17 protein-coding genes are annotated in these 18542 nt (G+C 64.1%); 2 read left to right on the forward strand and 15 right to left on the reverse strand.

Annotated features, from left to right (window positions below; genetic code table 11):
- Window positions 1-133 precede the first annotated feature (133 nt).
- The 12 genes from surE to I6F35_RS33445 all read right to left on the reverse strand — a co-directional run bounded on the left by surE (window position 134) and on the right by I6F35_RS33445 (window position 12023).
- Window positions 134-901, reverse strand: a complete 768-nt coding sequence (gene surE, locus I6F35_RS33390) for a 5'/3'-nucleotidase SurE (protein WP_225121894.1) — start codon at window positions 899-901, stop codon at window positions 134-136.
- A 100-nt stretch (window positions 902-1001) separates the two neighbouring features.
- The gene (locus I6F35_RS33395; RefSeq protein ID WP_225121895.1) at window positions 1002-1391 is read right to left on the reverse strand and encodes a hypothetical protein; all 390 of its coding nucleotides are present in this window, start codon (window positions 1389-1391) and stop codon (window positions 1002-1004) included.
- 14 nt (window positions 1392-1405) lie between these two features.
- Window positions 1406-2737: a serine--tRNA ligase gene (serS, locus tag I6F35_RS33400; RefSeq protein WP_225121896.1), complete on the reverse strand. Its 1332-nt coding sequence runs from the start codon at window positions 2735-2737 to the stop codon at window positions 1406-1408.
- 200 nt (window positions 2738-2937) lie between these two features.
- Complete coding sequence (tatC, locus tag I6F35_RS33405) at window positions 2938-3744, reverse strand: twin-arginine translocase subunit TatC (RefSeq protein ID WP_225121897.1); 807 nt, start codon at window positions 3742-3744, stop codon at window positions 2938-2940.
- Entirely contained in the window at window positions 3741-4280 is a 540-nt protein-coding gene (tatB, locus tag I6F35_RS33410) for a Sec-independent protein translocase protein TatB (RefSeq protein ID WP_225121898.1), read from the reverse strand. The genes tatC and tatB overlap by 4 nt, the downstream gene beginning before the upstream one ends.
- A 95-nt stretch (window positions 4281-4375) precedes the next feature.
- Window positions 4376-4612, reverse strand: coding sequence for a twin-arginine translocase TatA/TatE family subunit (locus I6F35_RS33415; RefSeq protein ID WP_028165598.1), 237 nt, complete (start codon window positions 4610-4612; stop codon window positions 4376-4378).
- Window positions 4613-4770: 158 nt separating this feature from the next.
- Window positions 4771-5499 (reverse strand): SMC-Scp complex subunit ScpB, encoded by a 729-nt coding sequence (gene scpB, locus I6F35_RS33420; protein ID WP_225121899.1) that lies wholly within the window; start codon window positions 5497-5499, stop codon window positions 4771-4773.
- 21 nt (window positions 5500-5520) lie between these two features.
- On the reverse strand, window positions 5521-6351 hold the full coding sequence (locus I6F35_RS33425; protein WP_225121900.1) for a ScpA family protein: 831 nt from the start codon (window positions 6349-6351) through the stop codon (window positions 5521-5523).
- Complete coding sequence (gene nagZ, locus I6F35_RS33430; RefSeq protein WP_225121901.1) at window positions 6348-7370, reverse strand: beta-N-acetylhexosaminidase; 1023 nt, start codon at window positions 7368-7370, stop codon at window positions 6348-6350. The genes I6F35_RS33425 and nagZ overlap by 4 nt, the downstream gene beginning before the upstream one ends.
- A 46-nt stretch (window positions 7371-7416) precedes the next feature.
- Window positions 7417-8886 carry an SPOR domain-containing protein gene (locus tag I6F35_RS33435; protein WP_225121902.1) on the reverse strand — a complete coding sequence of 490 codons (1470 nt, stop codon included), beginning with the start codon at window positions 8884-8886 and terminating at the stop codon, window positions 7417-7419.
- A gap of 118 nt (window positions 8887-9004) precedes the next feature.
- Window positions 9005-10801, reverse strand: coding sequence for an arginine--tRNA ligase (gene argS, locus I6F35_RS33440; protein WP_225121903.1), 1797 nt, complete (start codon window positions 10799-10801; stop codon window positions 9005-9007).
- A 10-nt stretch (window positions 10802-10811) separates the two neighbouring features.
- Window positions 10812-12023, reverse strand: a complete 1212-nt coding sequence (locus I6F35_RS33445; protein WP_225121904.1) for a deoxyguanosinetriphosphate triphosphohydrolase — start codon at window positions 12021-12023, stop codon at window positions 10812-10814.
- Between the two features lie 107 nt (window positions 12024-12130).
- On the opposite strand from I6F35_RS33445, the gene erpA reads away from it, so the two are divergent.
- The gene (gene erpA, locus I6F35_RS33450; RefSeq protein ID WP_225121905.1) at window positions 12131-12460 is read left to right on the forward strand and encodes an iron-sulfur cluster insertion protein ErpA; all 330 of its coding nucleotides are present in this window, start codon (window positions 12131-12133) and stop codon (window positions 12458-12460) included.
- 8 nt (window positions 12461-12468) lie between these two features.
- Here erpA and I6F35_RS33455 read toward each other — a convergent pair whose 3' ends face one another.
- The 3 genes from I6F35_RS33455 to I6F35_RS33465 are packed head-to-tail and all read right to left on the reverse strand — an operon-like array spanning window position 12469 to window position 17579.
- The gene (locus tag I6F35_RS33455; protein WP_225121906.1) at window positions 12469-13311 is read right to left on the reverse strand and encodes an amidohydrolase family protein; all 843 of its coding nucleotides are present in this window, start codon (window positions 13309-13311) and stop codon (window positions 12469-12471) included.
- Between the two features lie 2 nt (window positions 13312-13313).
- On the reverse strand, window positions 13314-16439 hold the full coding sequence (locus I6F35_RS33460; RefSeq protein ID WP_225121907.1) for an efflux RND transporter permease subunit: 3126 nt from the start codon (window positions 16437-16439) through the stop codon (window positions 13314-13316).
- A gap of 6 nt (window positions 16440-16445) precedes the next feature.
- Window positions 16446-17579, reverse strand: coding sequence for an efflux RND transporter periplasmic adaptor subunit (locus I6F35_RS33465; RefSeq protein ID WP_225121908.1), 1134 nt, complete (start codon window positions 17577-17579; stop codon window positions 16446-16448).
- A 160-nt stretch (window positions 17580-17739) separates the two neighbouring features.
- Here I6F35_RS33465 and xth point away from each other — a divergent pair, with 160 nt between their 5' ends.
- Window positions 17740-18531, forward strand: coding sequence for an exodeoxyribonuclease III (gene xth, locus I6F35_RS33470; protein ID WP_225121909.1), 792 nt, complete (start codon window positions 17740-17742; stop codon window positions 18529-18531).
- The last annotated feature ends 11 nt before the right edge of the window (window positions 18532-18542 follow it).

The raw sequence follows: 18542 nt of genomic DNA on the forward strand, positions 1-18542 counted from the left end.
CAGGTAGAAGGCTGACCTGATCCCGGCTGACGCCGGTCTTGAACCTACGATTCGTCATACCGAATCGTACACTCGTTCCTACAAAAAGCTCAGATTCTTACCCAGTCTCTTCGCTCCATCCGGGCTATTCAGGTTACTTCAGCGTCGACGTCAGCGTTTCCGAAAATGCCTCGTCGGTGCGGTCGAGACGCAGCGGCGTCACCGACACGTAGCGCGCGGCAAGGGCCGCCAGATCGGTGCCTTCCGCGGGCGGGTCCATCATCGCCGTGCGCTCGAAGCCGATCCAGAAATACGGATTGCCGCGGCCGTCGCGGCGTTGGTCGATCTTCAGGAAACCGAGATTGCGCTTGCCCTGCCGGGTGACCCGGATGCCCTTGACTTCATCAGGCACGCAGGCCGGAAAATTGACGTTGATGACCGTGTTCTTGGGGATGCCCGCATCCATCACCCTGCGCACGATGTCGGGACCGAATTGCAGTGCGGTGTCCCAAAGCGGCTTTTCACGGGTCTCGAGACTGAACTCCTGCGACAGCGCGAATGACGGCAAGCCCAGAATGGTGCCCTCCATAGCTCCGGCGATGGTGCCGGAATAGACGACGTCCTCGGCGACGTTGCGGCCCTTGTTGACGCCCGACAGCACGAGATCAGGCAGTTTGGGACCGAGGATATGGCGCGCGCCCATGATCACGCAATCGGTCGGCGTCCCCCTGACGGCGAAGTGGCGCGGACCTATTTCGCGCAACCGCAACGGGTCGTTCAGCGACAGCGAATGCGACACGCCGGACTGGTCGAGCTCCGGCGCCACGATCCAGACATCGTCGGACAAAGCGCGCGCTATCTGCTCGACGACCTTCAACCCGGGCGCGTGGATGCCGTCATCATTGGTGCAGAGAATTCGCATCCGTCCAAAATGTCCTGTTCTATCGCCTACCTTGTCAAAGGTCCTGGCAAGGGTCTTAACCGGCAAAAGCCGCAGAGGCAAACCCGGCGATTGCGGGCTCTTACTGCTTCAGCCGGACGCGCCAGGGACGCACGAATTTGGCGCTGCCAGCGATCCGAAGCGGAAATCCTGCCATTTCCGGCCGCGGCGGCTCAATGGCTCCTGCCGTTGCATTCTCCGCTGTCTCGGCGAGGAGCGGCGCGGGCAGCGAATCGACCTGAGCGGGTGCCGGCGGCTTCGTGTGGCGCTGCCGCGCGACCGAGAGCCCCTTGGCAAAATCGACAGGGTTGAACCATTTCTGTGCGGTCAGATCGTCCGCGAGCCTCGTATCCCAAAGCCGGGCGATCGCGACATCAAATTTTCCGCCGTGCCGCTGGTCGATGAGCTGCATCCCAAAACCGGTGACGGCCCATTGCCGTCCGATCCAGTAGATGTCGCGATGCAGCGCCATCTTTGCGCATCACTTCATTGATCGTGCTCGATCACTTTCAAGCCGCCCATATAGGGCTGCAGCACGTCGGGCACGGCAATCGAGCCGTCCTGCTGCTGATAGTTTTCCATCACGGCGATCAGCGCGCGGCCGACCGCGGTGCCGGAGCCGTTCAGCGTGTGCACGAAGCGCGGCTTGCCGTCGCTGGCGCGGTAGCGCGCATCCATTCGGCGCGCCTGGAAATCGCCGCAGACCGAACAGCTCGAGATCTCGCGATAGGCGCCACCGTCACCTTGTCCCGGCATCCACACTTCGATGTCGTAAGTCTTCTGCGCGGAAAAACCCATGTCGCCGGCGCACAGCGTCATCACGCGATAATGCAGGTCGAGCTGCCGCAGCACTTCCTCGGCGCAGGCGAGCATGCGCTCGTGCTCGTCGCGGCTGGCCTCCGGCGTCGTGATCGAGACCAGTTCGACCTTCGTGAACTGGTGCTGACGGATCATGCCGCGCGTATCGCGCCCAGCGGCACCCGCCTCGGCGCGGAAGCAGGGCGTCAGCGCAGTCAGCCGCATCGGCAGCTCTTTTTCGTCGACGATGGATTCGCGGACGAGATTGGTCAGCGAGACCTCGGCGGTCGGGATCAGTCCGAGGCGTTCGCTCTTCAGTCGTTCCTCGCCGGCGGTCAGCAATTCGCCCTTGATCGCCCAGAACTGATCGTCTTCGAATTTCGGCAATTGCCCGGTGCCGAACATCACCTCGTTGCGCACCAGGAGCGGCGGATTGATTTCGGTATAGCCGTGCTCGTTGGTGTGAAGATCGAGCATGAATTGCCCGATCGCCCGCTCCAGCCGCGCCAATCCCTTCTTCAGCACGACGAAGCGTGCGCCGGACAATTTCGCGGCTGCTTCGAAATCCATGAACCCAAGCGCGCCGCCGAGATCGTCGTGCGGCTTCGGCGCGAAACCGTATTGCCGCGGGGCGCCGAAGACGTGGTGCTGCACGTTGCCGTGCTCATCGACGCCGTCGGGCACGTCAGGCGCCGGCACGTTCGGAAGCGCGGCAAGTTGCGTGTTTAGCTCCTCATCGGCCGCCTTTGCAGCGGCCTCGAGCTCCGGCAGCGAAACCTTGAGCTCGGCGACTTCAGCCATCAGCTTCGCCGCGCGCGCTTCGTCCTTGGCTTTCTTGGCTTCGCCGATCTCCTTCGACGCCGCATTGCGCCGCGCCTGCGCCTGCTCGGAGGCCAGAATGGCCGCGCGGCGCTTCTCGTCGATCGCAAGCAGCGACGGCGACAATGGCGCAAACCCGCGCCGTTTCATTGCGGTGTCGAAGCTCTCGGGATTGTCGCGGATCGCTTTGATGTCGTGCATGGCGCGGATTCCTGGGACTTGGCCGCGTAGAACGTCAACGCATGACGTTGAATGTCAACGGCGCGTTTCCAGTACCACGACCGTCATCGTCAGCGAAAGCAGGCGATCCAGTATTCCAGAGGCCGCGGTGACAAAATCGATGGGCCGCCGCTTACTGGATACCCGCCTACGCGGGGTATGACCACCAGTGTGATAGGTCCCTACTCCGCCGGATTGGCGGCGTTGGGCGTGCTGCCGGACGAGGATTGGGCGGCTGCCTTCCGTTCCACTATGCGCACCGCGACGATGGCTCCTTCGTAGAGCGCCAGCAGGGGGATTGCGAGCGAGGCCTGGCTCAGCACGTCCGGCGGGGTCAGGACCGCGGCGATGATGAAAGCGATGACGATGAAATAGCGCCGCTTCTCGCGCAGCATCTGTGACGTCACGATGCCGATGCGGCCGAGCAGCGTCAGGATCACCGGAAGCTGGAATGCGATGCCGAAGGCGAAGATCAGCGACATCATCAGCGACAGATATTCGCCGACCTTCGGCAGGAGCTGGATCTGCGCCGTCTCCTCGCCGCCCGTCTGCTGCATGCCGAGCGAGAACCGCACCAGCATCGGCAGCACCACGAAATAGACCAGCATCGCGCCGGCGACGAAAAACACGGGCGTGGCGACCAGATATGGCAGGAACGCGTTGCGCTCGTGCCGATAGAGCCCCGGCGCCACGAACTTGTAGATCTGGGTTGCGACGATCGGGAACGAGATGAAGCCGGCGCCGAACAGCGCGAGCTTGAGTTGGGTGATGAAGTATTCCAGGAGCGCGGTGTAGATGAATTTCGAATTCTCAGGCCCCGCGACCCAGACGAACGGCCACACCAGCACGTTGTAGATCTGCTTGGCGAAGAAGAAGCAGAAGATGAAGGCCACGCCAAAACCGAGCAGCGCCTTGATCAGCCGCGAGCGCAGCTCGATCAAGTGGTCCATCAATGGCGCCTTGCTGGCTTCGATGTCTTCGGCGCTCATGACGCTTTGGCGCTCTTTTGCACGTCGGGCACCTCAGGCGCGTCCGGCGGCGCTGGCGACTGCGGCTGCGCCTCCTTGACGATAGCGAGCGCCTCGCTGGCCGCCGCATGCGCCTCGGCTTCGACAAAAGTCTCCGGCGTGGGCGTCACCGGCGTCGTTGGAATGACCGGCGTATCGCTCGCCGGCGGCGGCAGCGTGGCGGTGGCCGGCGCATCGGCAGGCTTGGCCTCCGCAGGCTTCTCGATGTCGCCGATCTGCAGGGCGTCGTTGACGTCCTTCTGCAGCGAGGTCATGACATTGCCGCTGGCAATCCCAGTCGCGGCTTCCTTGACTTCGTCGAAGCCCTTCTTGAGCTCGGCCATCTCGGCTTCGCGCATCGCCTCCTGGAACTGGCCCTGGAATTCGGCCGCCATCCGGCGCGCCTTGCCCATCCACTGGCCCACCATCCGCAGCACGCCGGGAAGTTCTTTCGGGCCGATGGCGATCAGCGCGACGACCGCGATGACGACCAGTTCACTCCACCCGATGTCGAACATGAAAGATTCCGCTCACGCGCGCAAACAGCCCCGGCCCTTGTAACAGGATTTAGGGGCGCGCGCGTTTTTTCTCAACGGGCGTCTAGCTTGCTAACTTAGACGGCCTTGCTGCCGACGTCCGAACGTGCCGCCGACGGCGCCGCGTTGTGATCGATGGTCTTCACCGGCTCGGCGGGCTTTTCTGCAGTCTTGTCGTCGTCCTGCATGCCCTTCTTGAAGGCCTTGATACCCTGCGCGACATCGCCCATCAGGTCGGAGATCTTGCCGCGGCCGAACAGCAGCAGGACCACTGCGATCACGACGATCCAGTGCCAAATGCTAAGAGAACCCATCCTGCAAACCCTCCAGAGGTGACCGGCGCACCGGCCTAATCTTCGAGCGGAAGGTAGGCCCGCGGGGTGTCAAAAACAAGGACTTCAGCCGCGGCAAATCGCTGTCGCGGCTACGCAATATTGCTTACTGTTAACTTGCGGCGTTCCGCCAGCGCGGGTCAGGCTGAATCCTTGCCGCCGCCCTCCTCGGGCTCGGCCGCAGGCGCCAGCAGCAGTTCCAGACTGTCGCCTGGATCGAGCGGGTCCTCGTCCTCGCGAAGCGTCGGATCGTCTGATGGAGATGGAACGTTGAAGCCCGAAGGCAGGCGGGAATCCAACAGACCGGTTCCCTTCAGTTCGTCCAGACCGGGCAGGTCGCTGAGCGCCTCCAGGCTGAACTGCGAGAGGAACGCCTCCGTCGTGCCGAAGGTCAGCGGCCGTCCCGGTGTCTTGCGGCGGCCGCGCGGCCGGATCCAGCCGGTTTCCAGGAGCACGTCGAGTGTGCCCTTGGAGGTGACCACGCCCCGGATCTCCTCGATCTCGGCGCGCGTCACCGGCTGGTGATAGGCGACGATTGCCAGCACCTCGATCGCGGCACGCGACAGTTTTTTCGTCTCCGTCGTCTCGCGAGTCATCAGCCAGGCGAGATCGCCGGCGGTACGGAAGGTCCACTTGTTGGCGACGCGCACCAGATTGACCCCGCGCGAGGCGTATTCCGCCTGCAGTTGCGCCAGCGCAGCCTTGACGTCGACGCCCTCGGGCATGCGCTTGGCCAAGGCGGCCTGATCGATCGGCTCGGCGGAGGCGAACAGCAAGGCTTCCAGAAGCCGCAATTCCTCGGGCCGCGCCTGCGGATCGGTGACGTGATCCTCGGCATCTTCCATGCGCTTTTCCGCCAGGCTGGCCATGGCTCGGTCTCCTTCTTCCACTTACTCGGCCGTAAGATCCGGCGCGGTGGCGCCGGGCGCTTGCGGCAAACGCTTTCGAAAATAGAGCGGCGCAAACGCCCGGCTCTGATTCAATTCCATCTCGCCTTCCCGCACCAACTCCAATGCGGCGGCGAAACTCGACGCGAACACGGTCGCCCGCTGCGAGGGTTCGACGACGTAGTTCATCAGATATTCGTCGAGGCAGCTCCAGTTCTCGCTATCGGCGGCGCCGACCAGCCGCTCCAGCGAGGCGCGCGCCTCGGAAAGCGACCACACCGTGCGCTTGGCCAGATGCACGCTGGCCAATACCCGCTGCTGGCGCTGCGTAGCGTAAGCCGTGAGCAGGTCGTAGAGCGTCGCCGTGAACTTGGGATGCTTGATCTCGGCGATGGATTCCGGATTGCCGCGCGGAAAGATTTCGCGCTGGAACTGCGGCCGGTTCATCAGCCGGTTCGCCGCTTCCCGAATCGCCTCGAGCCGACGCAGCCGGTTGGCAAGCGCGGTCGCCATCTCCTCGGCGGTCGGTCCTTCCGCCGCCGGCGGCTCGGGCAATAGCAGCCGCGACTTCAGGTAGGCGAGCCACGCCGCCATGACGAGATAGTCGGCCGCAAGCTCCAGCCGGATCTTCCGCGCCGCCTCGATGAACTGCAGATATTGGTCGGCGAGTGCCAGGATCGAGATCTTGGACAGGTCGACCTTCTGTTGCCGCGCCAGCGTGAGCAGCAGGTCGAGCGGGCCCTCATAGCCGCCGACGTCGACCACCAGCGCCGGCTCGTCCTCGCCGATTTCAGCCGGCCGGCCGGTCTCAAACGACAGAATTTCCGCGGTCATGCCGTACCTACTTGTCCTATCAAGGCATCCAGTTCGGCCCGTCCTGCCACCCGGTCGAACGGCAGCGGCGGTTTTCGCGCGGCCAGCGCGCGCTTGGCGCGCTCCAGCGCTTCGCCGGTCAGCTCCGGCGCCTCGCGCGCAACCTCGCGCATCTCATCAAGCTTGCCGTTGCAGTGCAGGACCATGTCGCAGCCGGCGCTGATGATCGCCCGGGTCCGTTCGGCGATCGATCCTGCGAGCGCATTCATCGACACGTCATCACTCATCAACAAACCCTGGAACCCGATACTGTTGCGAATCACCTGTTGGATGATTGTCGCAGAAGTCGTCGCCGGTTGGGCGGGGTCCAGCGCGCTAAACACAACATGTGCGGTCATCGCCATCGGCAGATCCGCAAGCGGCCGGAACGCCGCAAAATCGGTCCGTTCCAATTCGGACGTGGCCGTATCGACCGTAGGCAGCTGGAAATGGGTGTCCGCCGTGGCCCGCCCATGACCCGGTATATGTTTCAGGATCGGTAAAATACCACCCTGCTCCAATCCGTCCGTTACGGCGCGGGCGATGGCGGCCACCTTGACCGGATCCGTTCCATAGGCGCGATTGCCGATCACGGCATCGGCGCCCGCAACGGGCACATCGGCCAACGGCAGGCAGTCGACGGTAATGCCGAGATCCACCAGATCGGCGGCGATCAGCCTCGCGCTGAGCCGCGCCGCAGTCAGTCCGAGCTGCGAATCGCGATCGTACAGCGCGCCAAACGCCGCCCCGGCCGGATAGACGGGCCAATGCGGCGGGCCGAGCCGCTGCACCCGGCCGCCCTCCTGATCGATCAGGACCGGAGCGTCGGGCTGGCCTGCTATCGAACGACATTCACGAACAAGTGCAGACACTTGGTCCGGTGTGTCGACGTTGCGCTTGAACAGAATGAAGCCCCACGGCCGCTCGGCGCGAATGAAGTCGCGCTCGGCGTCGGTCAGCTCGAATCCGAATACGCCCGTGATGAATGCGCGGTTGGTCATGCGGCCGATTAGGCCGCATGTATCCTGAGCGTCAAGGAAACCGCCGTTAATTCCTTTGGATGAGGCACTGCGGCCCGCCGGCGGCCTTCAGACTGCTGCAGACCTGCGTCGCCTGATCCAGGGAGCTGAACGGACCGGCAAACGCCCGGTAGTACACGCCTTTCTCGCCGAGATCGACGCGCTTCACCACCAGCGACTGCGAGCCGAGCACGCTCGGGTATTTGCCCTGCAGCGCGCGGTAGGAGGCCTGCGCGTCCGCTTCGTTCCGCTGCGAGGAGACCTGAACCACGTACCCTCCGCCACTGCTGACGGTCGCCGTGGGATTGGTCGAAGCGAGCCGGGTCGGCGCGGGGTCAGGCTGCGGCGCCCCGGGCGCCAGCGACAGCGGCGTGTTGGCGCTTGCATTGGCCGAGGCCGGGTTGCCGTGCTGCGGGTTGGCAGACGCAGACCGCGTGGCAGGGGCTGACTTGGCCGGTGGAGGCGGCGCTGACGCCGGCACGCCGGCTTCTGTCGCATCGCCCTTAACTGAATACGTCCGGATCCGCCGCGGCTCGTTGTTCGGCAGCGTGCCACTGGTGGTCATCGGCGATGCCGCCGACGGAGCGACGCTGGACACCGGTGGCGGATTGGCATTCTGGTTCAGCGGCGGGAATACCACGCGCGGACCGGAATTGGAGGTGACGTCGACCGGCGTCTCCTCGCGCGACACGAGCTTTTCCGTGCCGTTGCCGGGCACCATGCGGTCTGGTGCCTTGCCGGCACCGTCAGGCTGCGCCGGCATGATCTTGGTCGGACTGTTGTCAGCCTTGATGATCGGCGGTTCTCCGCTGCGAGGCGAACCGACATAGGTGCGGTAGGCAAAGGCTGCACCGGTACCCACCACTGCAAGGGCAAGCACGGCCCCTACCGTCATCAGTCCGCTGCTGCGCCTGCGCGGCGGAGGTTCTTCCTCCTCGTAGCCGGTGCTCTGATAGGCATAGGGATCGTCCGGATAGGCCGCTTCGCGCTGAAAATCCTGCTCGCCGGATTCGATCCGGCCATAGAGCGCATCATCGTAGCGCGACGGATCGGGCTCCGGCGCCGGTTCCTCGAGCGGCAACTCCTCGTGATATTCCTGCGCCGGCGCCCCGGCATGTTGCGCGCCGTAGCGGTGCAGCGGGTGCACAGCGCTCGGCTGCAGATCCGGTTCCTCGTAGTCCTGCGCTGGCGCAGCATATTGCTGGGCCGGCGCGGCCTCACGGCGGGTCCGCTGCATCCAGGGCGGAGGACCGGCCGGCAGGTCCACCTCCTCGTCTTCAGGCTGCGCCTGGTACGACTGCGGGCGGACATTGGCCCGCGACTGCAGAGGATGCGGCGTCGGCTGCGGCTTCGGCGGCGTGGCGGCAAACGGATCGGTCTGTCCGATCAGCCGCGCCAGTTCGGCCAACGGGTCGCTTTCGGCCCGACCCGCGGCATTGGCGCCGCGATCATAGTCGTGGTCGGCGGGAAATAGTCGGTCTTGATATCGATCAGCCATCGTGATCTTGCATCCCCTTGGGGACAGCGCCAAGTCGCCTGCAACTTCCTGGTACGAACGAGTTGGTCCCTGCCAAATACCCCCACGATCCCCATCGCGAGAGGCTTCGCCCCTGCTGCTACCGCATCTCGGTTGGGGCCTGGACGCCTAGAACCGCTAAGCCCGATGCCAGAACCGAGACGACGCCCTGAACCATTGCCAGTCGCGCCCTCGTGATCTCTGCATCATTATTGATAATGAAGCGTAAATAGGGCAAATCGCCCCCTTTGTTCCACAGCGCGTGAAATTCGCTGGCCAAATCATATAGATAAAACGCGATTCGGTGCGGCTCATGCGCGATTGCCGCAGCTTCGATCATGCGAGGATAGAGCGCCAACTGCTTGAGCAGGCTGAGTTCTGCCGGGTCGGACAGCCGCTCCAATGCCGCCCCCGAGAGATAGTCCCGCCGCGCGCCGTCCTCCTCCGGCAGGTCGGGGAGCACCTCCTGCCGCGCGTTGCGGAAGACCGAATGGCCGCGGGCGTGTCCGTACTGGACGTAGAACACCGCATTATCCTTGGTCTGCTCGATCACCTTGGCGAGATCGAAATCGAGCACCGCGTCGTTCTTGCGGAACAGCATCATGAAGCGGGTCGCGTCCGAGCCAACCTCGTCGACGACTTCGCGCAGCGTCACGAACTCGCCGGCGCGTTTCGACATCTTCACCGGCTCGCCGTTGCGCAGCAGCCGGACGAGTTGCACGATCTTCACGTCGAGCTCCGCCTTGCCGGCGCTCACGGCCTTCACCGCCGCCTGCATGCGCTTGACGTAGCCGCCATGGTCGGCGCCGAACACGTCGATGAGATTGTGAAAGCCGCGCTCGAACTTGTTGCGGTGGTTGGCGATGTCGGAGGCGAAATAGGTGTAGGAGCCATCCGACTTGATCAGCGGACGATCGACGTCGTCGCCATAGGCGGTGGCGCGAAACAGCGTCTGCTCGCGGTCCTCGTAATCCTCGACCGGCTTGCCTTTCGGCGGCGGCAGGCGTCCCTCGTAGATGTCGCCCTTCTGCCGCAGAAAATCGATGGTCTCGGCGACCTTGTTGTTGCCGGTCTCGATCAGCGAGCGCTCGGAGAAAAATACGTCGTGCCGGATGTTGAGCGCGGCGAGATCGTCCTTGATCTCGGCCATCATCATGGCGATCGCCTTGTCGCGCACGATCGGCAGCCAGGCAGCATCGCGCATCGAAAGCAGCCTGTCGCCACATTCCTTGGCGAGCGCCTGCCCGACCGGCTTCAGATAGTCGCCGGGATAAAGCCCCTCCGGGATGGCGCCGATGTCCTCCCCCAGCGCCTCGCGATAGCGGAGATAGGCCGAGCGCGCGAGCACGTCGACCTGGGCGCCGGCGTCGTTGATGTAGTATTCGCGCGTGACGTCGAAGCCTGCGAATTGCAGCAGGCTGCACAGCGCATCGCCGAACACCGCGCCGCGGCAATGGCCGACATGCATTGGCCCGGTCGGATTGGCCGAGACGTACTCGACATCGACCTTCTCGTTGCCGCCGATCGCGCTTCGCCCATAGTCTACGCCATCGCGCAACACGGTCCGCAGCGCGTCCGTCCAGACGTTTGGCTTGAGAGTCAGGTTGATGAAGCCGGGACCGGCGACCTCGACGGAGGCCACAAGCTCGTCGGCGCGCAGCTTGTCCGCGATCTTCTCGGCGAGATCGCGCGGCTTGGCCTTGGCTTCCTTGGCGAGCACCATCGCGGCATTGGTCGCCATGTCGCCATGGCTGACCTCGCGCGGCGGCTCCACCACCACCCGCGACAGCTCGATGCCATCGGGCCAATTGTCCTCGGTCGCAAGCGCGGCGCAAATCGCGTGCACGCGCGCGAGCACATCGGCAAAAAGATGCGTAGAAGCTGGTTTGTCGGCCATGGGGCGCCGCCTAACGCAAATCCGGGGTCGAGTCAAAAAGCCTGTTGTGCTCGATGAGGGCATAGCGATCGGTCATCCCGGCAATGAAATTACCGATCCGCCGGGCGCGTTCCGCCTCGGTCTCCGCTTCCCTGCCCTCCACCCACTCAGGCGGAAGGTCAGCCGGGGATTGCCGGTAGCGCGCGAACAGGTCGAATACGATCTGTTCGGCGTCGTCCATCACCCGCATCACCCGTCTGTGCCGGTACATCCGTTGCCAGAGGAAGGCCTTGATCTCCACCTCCTCCTGGGCAACCACCGGCGGAAACGCGATCAGCGGCCCGTTGTGACGGCGCACGTCATGGGCGGATTGCGGCTGTGCGGCCTCGAGCCGCCGGCTTGCCTCGGCAAACACCGCGTTGATGAAATGCGAGATCAATTCGCGCACCAGTTCCGCGCCGCGCCGGACTTCGTCCAGACCCGGATAGTGCCGGTCGATTTCCGCAATGATTTCCGCGGTCAGCGGCATCACTTTGAGCTCGTCGACCTTGAACAGTCCCGCGCGCAGGCCGTCGTCGATATCATGGGCATCGTAGGCGATGTCGTCGGCGAACGCCGCGACCTGGGCTTCGAGCGAGGCAAAGCTCCATAGCTCCAGATCGTAGGTTTTGTCGTATTCGGAAATACCGATGGGAATGCCGCCTGTCTCGCGGTAGCGCCCGGCCGGCGCGCCGCTGCGCTCGGTCAGCGGGCCGTTGTGCTTGACGATGCCCTCGAGCGATTCCCAGGTGAGATTGAGTCCGCCGAATTCGGGATAGCGGTGCTCCAGCGCGGTGACCACGCGCAGCGTCTGCGCATTGTGGTCGAAGCCGCCATGGGGTTTCAGGCACTTGTCCAGCGCCCGCTCCCCGGCGTGGCCGAACGGCGGGTGTCCAAGGTCGTGCGCCAGCGCCAGGGTCTCCGTCAGGTCCTCGTCCAGACCGAGCTGGCGGGCCAGCGCCCGGGCGATCTGCGCCACCTCCAGCGAATGGGTCAGCCGCGTGCGGTAATGATCGCCCTCATGGAACACGAAGACCTGCGTCTTGTATTTCAGCCGCCGGAACGCGGTGGAATGGATCACGCGGTCGCAATCCCGGCGGAACGGGCTGCGGGTCCTGCTTGGGGCCTCCGCGAACAGCCGCCCGCGGCTGCGATCGGGGTCGCAGGCATAGGGCGCGCGGGGAGCAGCCATTCCGACCGACACGGTTTTTTAGTCCTTATCCATTTGATTCCGCTTCCTTCCACACTTAACTATGGTGGACGCGGGATACCAAATGAAATGGGTATGACGCAGTTTCGGAGACGTTGGCCATGACTGACTCTGTCACCATCAGCGAGCGGGCTGCCCGCCGGATCGGGCAAATCCTCAAGAGCGAGGGTGACGGTGCGATGCTGCGGATTTCGGTCGAGGGCGGCGGCTGCTCCGGCTTCCAGTACAAGTTCGACGTCGACCGCGCCAAGGCGGACGACGATCTTGTGATCTCCCGTGAGGATGCAGTGGTCCTGGTCGATTCGGCTTCCGTGCCGTTCCTGGCCGGATCCGAGCTCGATTTCGTCGACGACTTGATCGGCGCATCGTTCCGCGTCGTCAACCCGAACGCGACCGCCTCCTGCGGCTGCGGCACCAGCTTCTCGATCTAAGCCCCATCTCAACGGCTTGCGAACAATGCCCGCGCATTGCGATGCGCGATCTTTGCCGCGACGTCCGGCGGTAGCTGGTCGAGCCAGGCGCGGTAGCCGGCCATGATCTCGCCATAGCTTGCCCAGCGTTCCGGCACCCAGGTGTCGGAGCCGAGCAGGAAGCGGTCGGGGTAGCGCTCGAACAGCGCGCGCCATTCCGCCGTCAGCTTCCCTGCCCCGTCGACGATGCCGCCGCGGTAGGACAACTCGCCCCACAGGTTCGGATATTTGCCGAGCATGGCCGCGACGCGGTCGGTCGGCAGGCCAAAGCCGGTATGGGCCCAGATGATCTTGGCGCGCGGATTGTGCCGCATCAGGATTTCGACGGCTTCCTGATCGGCGTGCGCATGCAAATAAAGATCGTGGTCGACCGCGAAATCGACCGTCTTCTTCACCCACTCGGTATCCGCCGCTTTGCCAGACAAGTGAAATTCGCCGATGCCGCGGTAGTAGCCGCGCTTGAACTCCTCCTGCACGAGGTCGAAGATCACAGGATCGCCAAACCAGGTCTGGATATCGGCACGCACGCGGTAGGGCCGGATGAACGGCACCACCTCGAGGCCATCGGCCTTGGCATCGACCAGTGCATGGGTGCCGGTATTGGGACGGCTGGTGGCGATGATGCCGGTGATGCGGTGCTTCCTGAACAGCGCCAGCACTTCATCGAGCGTGTAGGTGGGCGTCGGCTCCCAATTGTAGTGCAGATGCGCATCGAAAATTTCGATCGGCTCGGCCGCGCTTGCAGGCGCGCCCATTGCAGCGAACCACGCAACGGCGGCAAATCCCGCCGCCCGCATTGCACGAGGGAGCATCGTCACTCCGCGGCCACCACGTGCGGCCGATCCTCGCCGCCCTCCTCGAGCTGCGGCTCGAGCCTGCGGCGCAGCCGACGGTCGATGCGATCGAGATAGATGTAGATCACCGGCGTGATGAACAGGGTCAGTAACTGCGAGACACAGAGGCCACCGACCACGGCCACGCCGAGCGGCTGGCGCAGCTCGGCGCCGGCGCCCGCGCCGAGCGCGATCGGCAGCGTGCCGAAGATCGCGGCAAAGGTCGTCATCATGATCGGGCGGAAGCGCAGCAGCGCGGCTTCGCGGATCGCGTGCTCGGCGCTCAGGCCGACGCGGCGGCGCTCGAGCGCGAAATCGACCATCATGATCGCATTCTTCTTGACGATGCCGACCAGCATCACGATGCCGATCATCGCAATGACCGACAGCTCCATGTTGAACAGCATCAAGGTCAGGATCGCACCGATGCCAGCCGACGGCAGGCCCGAGATGATCGTGATCGGATGGATGAAGCTTTCATAGAGAATGCCGAGGATCACGAAAGCCGCGAACACCGCCGCAAGGATCAGGATGCCCTGCCCGCGCAGCGAATCCTGGAACACTTGCGCGGTGCCGGAGAAGCCGGTTGCGATCGTGGCCGGCAGGTTCGAGCTGTGTTCCAGCGCCGTGATCTGGTCGACCGCATGACCCAGCGACGTGCCGGGGGCGAGATTGAAGGAGATCGTCACCGCCGGCTGCTGGCCCTGATGGTTGATCTGCAACGGGCCGACCGACGGCACCAGCTTTGCGACTGCATCGAGCGGAATGGTCTGGCCGCTCGCGGTCTTCATATAGAGCTTGGACAGGTTCGACGGATCGACCCGGAACTCCGGCTGCACCTCCAGGATGATCTGGTAATCGTTGGAGGGCATGTAGATGGTGCCGACCTGGCGCGAGCCATAGGCGTTGTAGAGCTGGTTGCGGACCTGATCGACGGTGACGCCGTAGACGGCGGCTTTCTCGCGGTCGATATCGACCGTCATCTGCGGGTTCTTGATGTAGAGATCGGTGGTGACGTCGAGCAGGCCAGGGATCTTCTCGATCTTGTCGCGCATGTCAGGCGCGATCCGGTACAGCGACTCGGTATCGCCGCTCTGCAGCACATATTGATACTGGCTCTTGGAGACGCGGCCGCCGATGTTGAGGTTCTGGACGCTCTGGAAGAATGCCTGGATGCCCGGGATGTCGCGGGCTTTCTGACGCAGCCGCCCGATCACGACAGCGGCGTTGTCACGCTCCTTCTGCGGCTTCAGCGCGATGAACAGGCGCCCGTAATTCGCGGTCGGGTTGGGTCCGCCGGAACCGACGGTCGAGTTGACATAGCCGACCGCAGGATCGGTCCGAAGCACGTCGACCAGCGCCTGCTGGCGCACCTTCATCGCTTCGAACGAGGTGTCGGTCGCGGCTTCGGTCACGCCGATCAGGAAGCCGGTGTCTTCCTGCGGGAAGAAGCCCTTCGGCACGATGATGTAGAGATAGAAGGTGCCGGCGAGCGTCGCCAGGGTGACGGCGAGCATCAGCGCCTTTCTCGCCAGGACCCAGTCGAGCGTCCATTCATAGACCCGCAGCAGGGCGTCGAACATCGCCTCAAACGCTCGAAGCACGACATTGGGGCGCTTGGTCTCGTTATGGGCGCGCAGCACCCGCGCGCACAGCATTGGCGTCAAGGTCAGCGAGACGAAGCCGGACACGAGGATGGCGACCGAGATCGTCACCGCGAATTCGCGGAACACGCGGCCGACGATTCCGCCCATCAGGAGCACCGGGATGAACACGGCGATCAGCGAGAAGGTGATCGAGATAATGGTGAAACCGATCTCGCGCGCGCCCTTCAGCGCCGCCTCGAACGGTCGCATGCCGCGCTCGATGTGGCGGACGATGTTTTCCAGCATGACGATGGCATCGTCGACCACAAAGCCGACTGACAATGTCAGCGCCAGCAGCGTCATGTTGTTGACGGAGTAATCCAGCGCATACATCGCCGCGAAGGTGCCGAGCAGCGAGATCGGGACCGCGAGCGCCGGAATGACCGTGGCCCACAGCGAGCGCAGGAACAGGAAGATCACCAGGATGACCAGCGCGATCGCGATCATCAGGGTTTCCTCGACGTCATTGACCGCCTGCCGGATCGAGACCGAGCGATCCATCATCACCTGCATGGTCACCGAGGGCGGGATCGTGGCGCGCAGCGCCGGCAGCTTCGCCAGCACGGAATCGACCACGGCAACCGTGTTGGCGTCCGGCTGCTTCTGGATCGCGAGCACGATCGCGCGCTCGCCATTCATCCAGGTCGCCACCTTGTCGTTCTCGACGCTGTCGTAGACTTTCGCGATCTCATCGAGCCTGACGGGAGAGCCGTTGCGCCAGGCAACGTAGATCTGCCGATAGTCGGCCGCCTTGTCCATCTGGCCGGAGGCCTGCAGGGCGACGTCCTGCTTGGGTCCGTTCAGCGTACCGACAGGGGTCGAGGAATTGGCCCGCGACACCGCGGACCTGATGTCTTCAAGCGACACCCCGCGCGCCGCCGCCGCCACGGGGTCGGCCTGGACCCGGATCGCGAATTTCTGCGGGCCATAGATGAGGACCTGCGCGACGCCCGGAAGCTGCGACAGCGCCTGGCCGACCGTGATGTCGCCATACTCGTTGACGGCGGAGAGCGGCAGTGTCGCGGAACTCAGCGCGATGAACAGCACCGGGAAGTCGGCGGGGTTCACCTTGCGGAAGCTCGGTGGTGTCGTCATCTCGATCGGCAGCCTGCGCTGGGCGATCGTCAGCGCGGTCTGCACGTCGAGCGCTGCGGCGTCGATGTTGCGGTTGAGGTCGAACTGGATGGTGATGACGCTCGTGCCCTGCGAGGAGTTCGAGGACATCGAGGAGATGCCGGCGATCGTCGAGAGCTGCCGCTCGATGATGCCGGCGACCGAGGCTGCCATGGTGTCGGCGCTGGCGCCCGGCAGCGTCGCGGTCACGGCAATGGTCGGAAAATCGACTTTCGGCAGCGCCGAGACCGGCAACAGGCGGAAGCCAAAAATGCCAAAGGCGATGATCGACGCGGTGATCAGCGTCGTCATCACCGGCCGTCTGATGCAAAGTTCGGGCAGCGACATCGCGATCTAAGCCCCGGCCTTGCGGGCGCGCGGCTCGGCGCGCGTTCCGTCAGACAATAGCAGTTGACCGTCAACGACGACATCCTCGCCGCCGGAGAGCCCTTCGGAGATCACGGAGAACCCGCCAAAGGTGCGGTCGACCTTGACCACGACGACCTTGGCCACACCGTCCTTCACGGCGAAGACGTAGTTGCCGTTCTGGCTGCGCTGGACTGCCACGGTCGGCACCACCACGGCATCCTCGTTACGGATGATCAGCTTGGTCTGGACCAGGATGCCCGGCCACAGCGTCTCGTTGCCATTGTCCATGATGCCGCGGACGGTCACCATGCCGGTGGTCGAATCCACGGTGTTCTCGACCATCGCGATCTTGCCCTCTTCCGAGCGCTTGTGCCCCGGGATGGTCGCGATCACCCTGGATTCGCCCTTTGCCATGGCATCGCGCAGGTCGGCGAGCGCACGCTGCGGGATCGCGAAGGTGACGTAGACCGGCGCCATCTGGTTGATGGTGGCGAGCGGCTGGGTGTCGGCGGGGCGCACGAAATTGCCGATCTTGACATTGGCGGCGCTGATGCGGCCTGCAAACGGCGCGCGGATGATGGTGTAACTTTTCTGGACGCGGAGATTATCTAGTGCGGACTGATCGGCCTTGATGGTGCCGATCAGGATGTCGGACTGGGTCTTGGCGTTGTCGAGGTTGACCTGGGTGGTCGCGCCTTTGGCGACGAGATCATTGTAGCGGCGAAGATCGCGCTGCGCGCCCTCGAGCTGCGCCCGGTCCCTGGCGAGCACACCTTCGGCCTGTTCGATCTGCGCATCGATTTGCCGTGCGTCCAGCGTGAACAGCAGATCGCCCTCATTGACCCTGCCGCCGTCCTCGAAATGAACGCCGATGATCGTGGTCTCCAGCCGCGACTTCAGCGCCACGCTGGCGATCGGCGTCACGGTTCCAATGGCGTCGACATCGACCGGCACCGACCGGCGCTCTGCCTTCGCGAGGTCGACCGAGACCGCACGCGGCCGCTGCGGCGCCTGCGCGCTCGCGCCACCGCCCACCATCCACGAGGAGCGGGTGGCAAAGGCGGCGACGGCGACGATCCCGATGACGCCCGCAACGAGAATCAAATTTCGTTTCTTCATGGTTCATGCTCGTCTGCCGGCCCACAACGGCCGGGACGATCCAATCCTGCCCCTTACCTGCCCCTCGACGGCGCAATTTGCGCCATTATTTTAAATGGTTATCACAACCGCACGGCAGATGGTATGCCAACGGCGGAAATTGCGACTATAGGTCCCCCTCATGCGCATCGCGACGTGGAACGTCAATTCGATCCGGCAGCGGCTCGAACTCCTTCTCAGCTGGCTGAAGGAGTGCTCGCCCGACATCGTCTGCCTGCAGGAAATCAAATGCACCGACGAAGCTTTCCCGAGGCTGGAGCTTGAATCGCTCGGCTACAATGTGGTGACCCACGGTCAGAAGACCTTCAACGGCGTCGCATTGCTCTCCAAGCTGCCGTTCGACGAGACCAAATCCGGTTTGGCCGGCGACGATGAGGATGCCCATGCCCGCTTCCTCGAAGGCGTCGTCACCCACAAGCACGGCGTGCTCAGAATCGCCTGCCTTTATCTGCCCAATGGCAACCCGGCGAACAGCGATAAATATCCCTACAAACTCAAATGGATGTCGCGGCTTCTTGAGTATTCGCGGGAGCGGCTTAAAGCGGAGGAACCGCTGATCCTGGCCGGCGACTTCAACGTGATCCCGTCGGCGCTCGACGTCTACAACCCGCCGGCCTGGGTGGACGACGCGCTGTTTCGTCCGACCACCCGCGAAGCGTTTCAATCCCTGCTCGGCCTCGGCCTGACGGATGCATTGCGCGCCGTCACCGACGCGCCCGGCCAGTACACCTTCTGGGATTACCAGGCCGGGGCCTGGCAGAAGAACTGGGGCCTGCGGATCGACCACCTCCTGATGTCGCCCCAGGCCAGCGACCGGCTGATCCATGTCGGGGTCGACAGCTACGTCCGCGCCTGGGAAAAACCGTCAGACCATGTTCCGGTCTGGGCCGATCTCGACTTCGAGGCCGCGTAAGAGCTCAACGG

Source organism: Bradyrhizobium sp. BRP22, assembly GCF_020194175.1.
GTDB lineage: Bacteria > Pseudomonadota > Alphaproteobacteria > Rhizobiales > Xanthobacteraceae > Bradyrhizobium.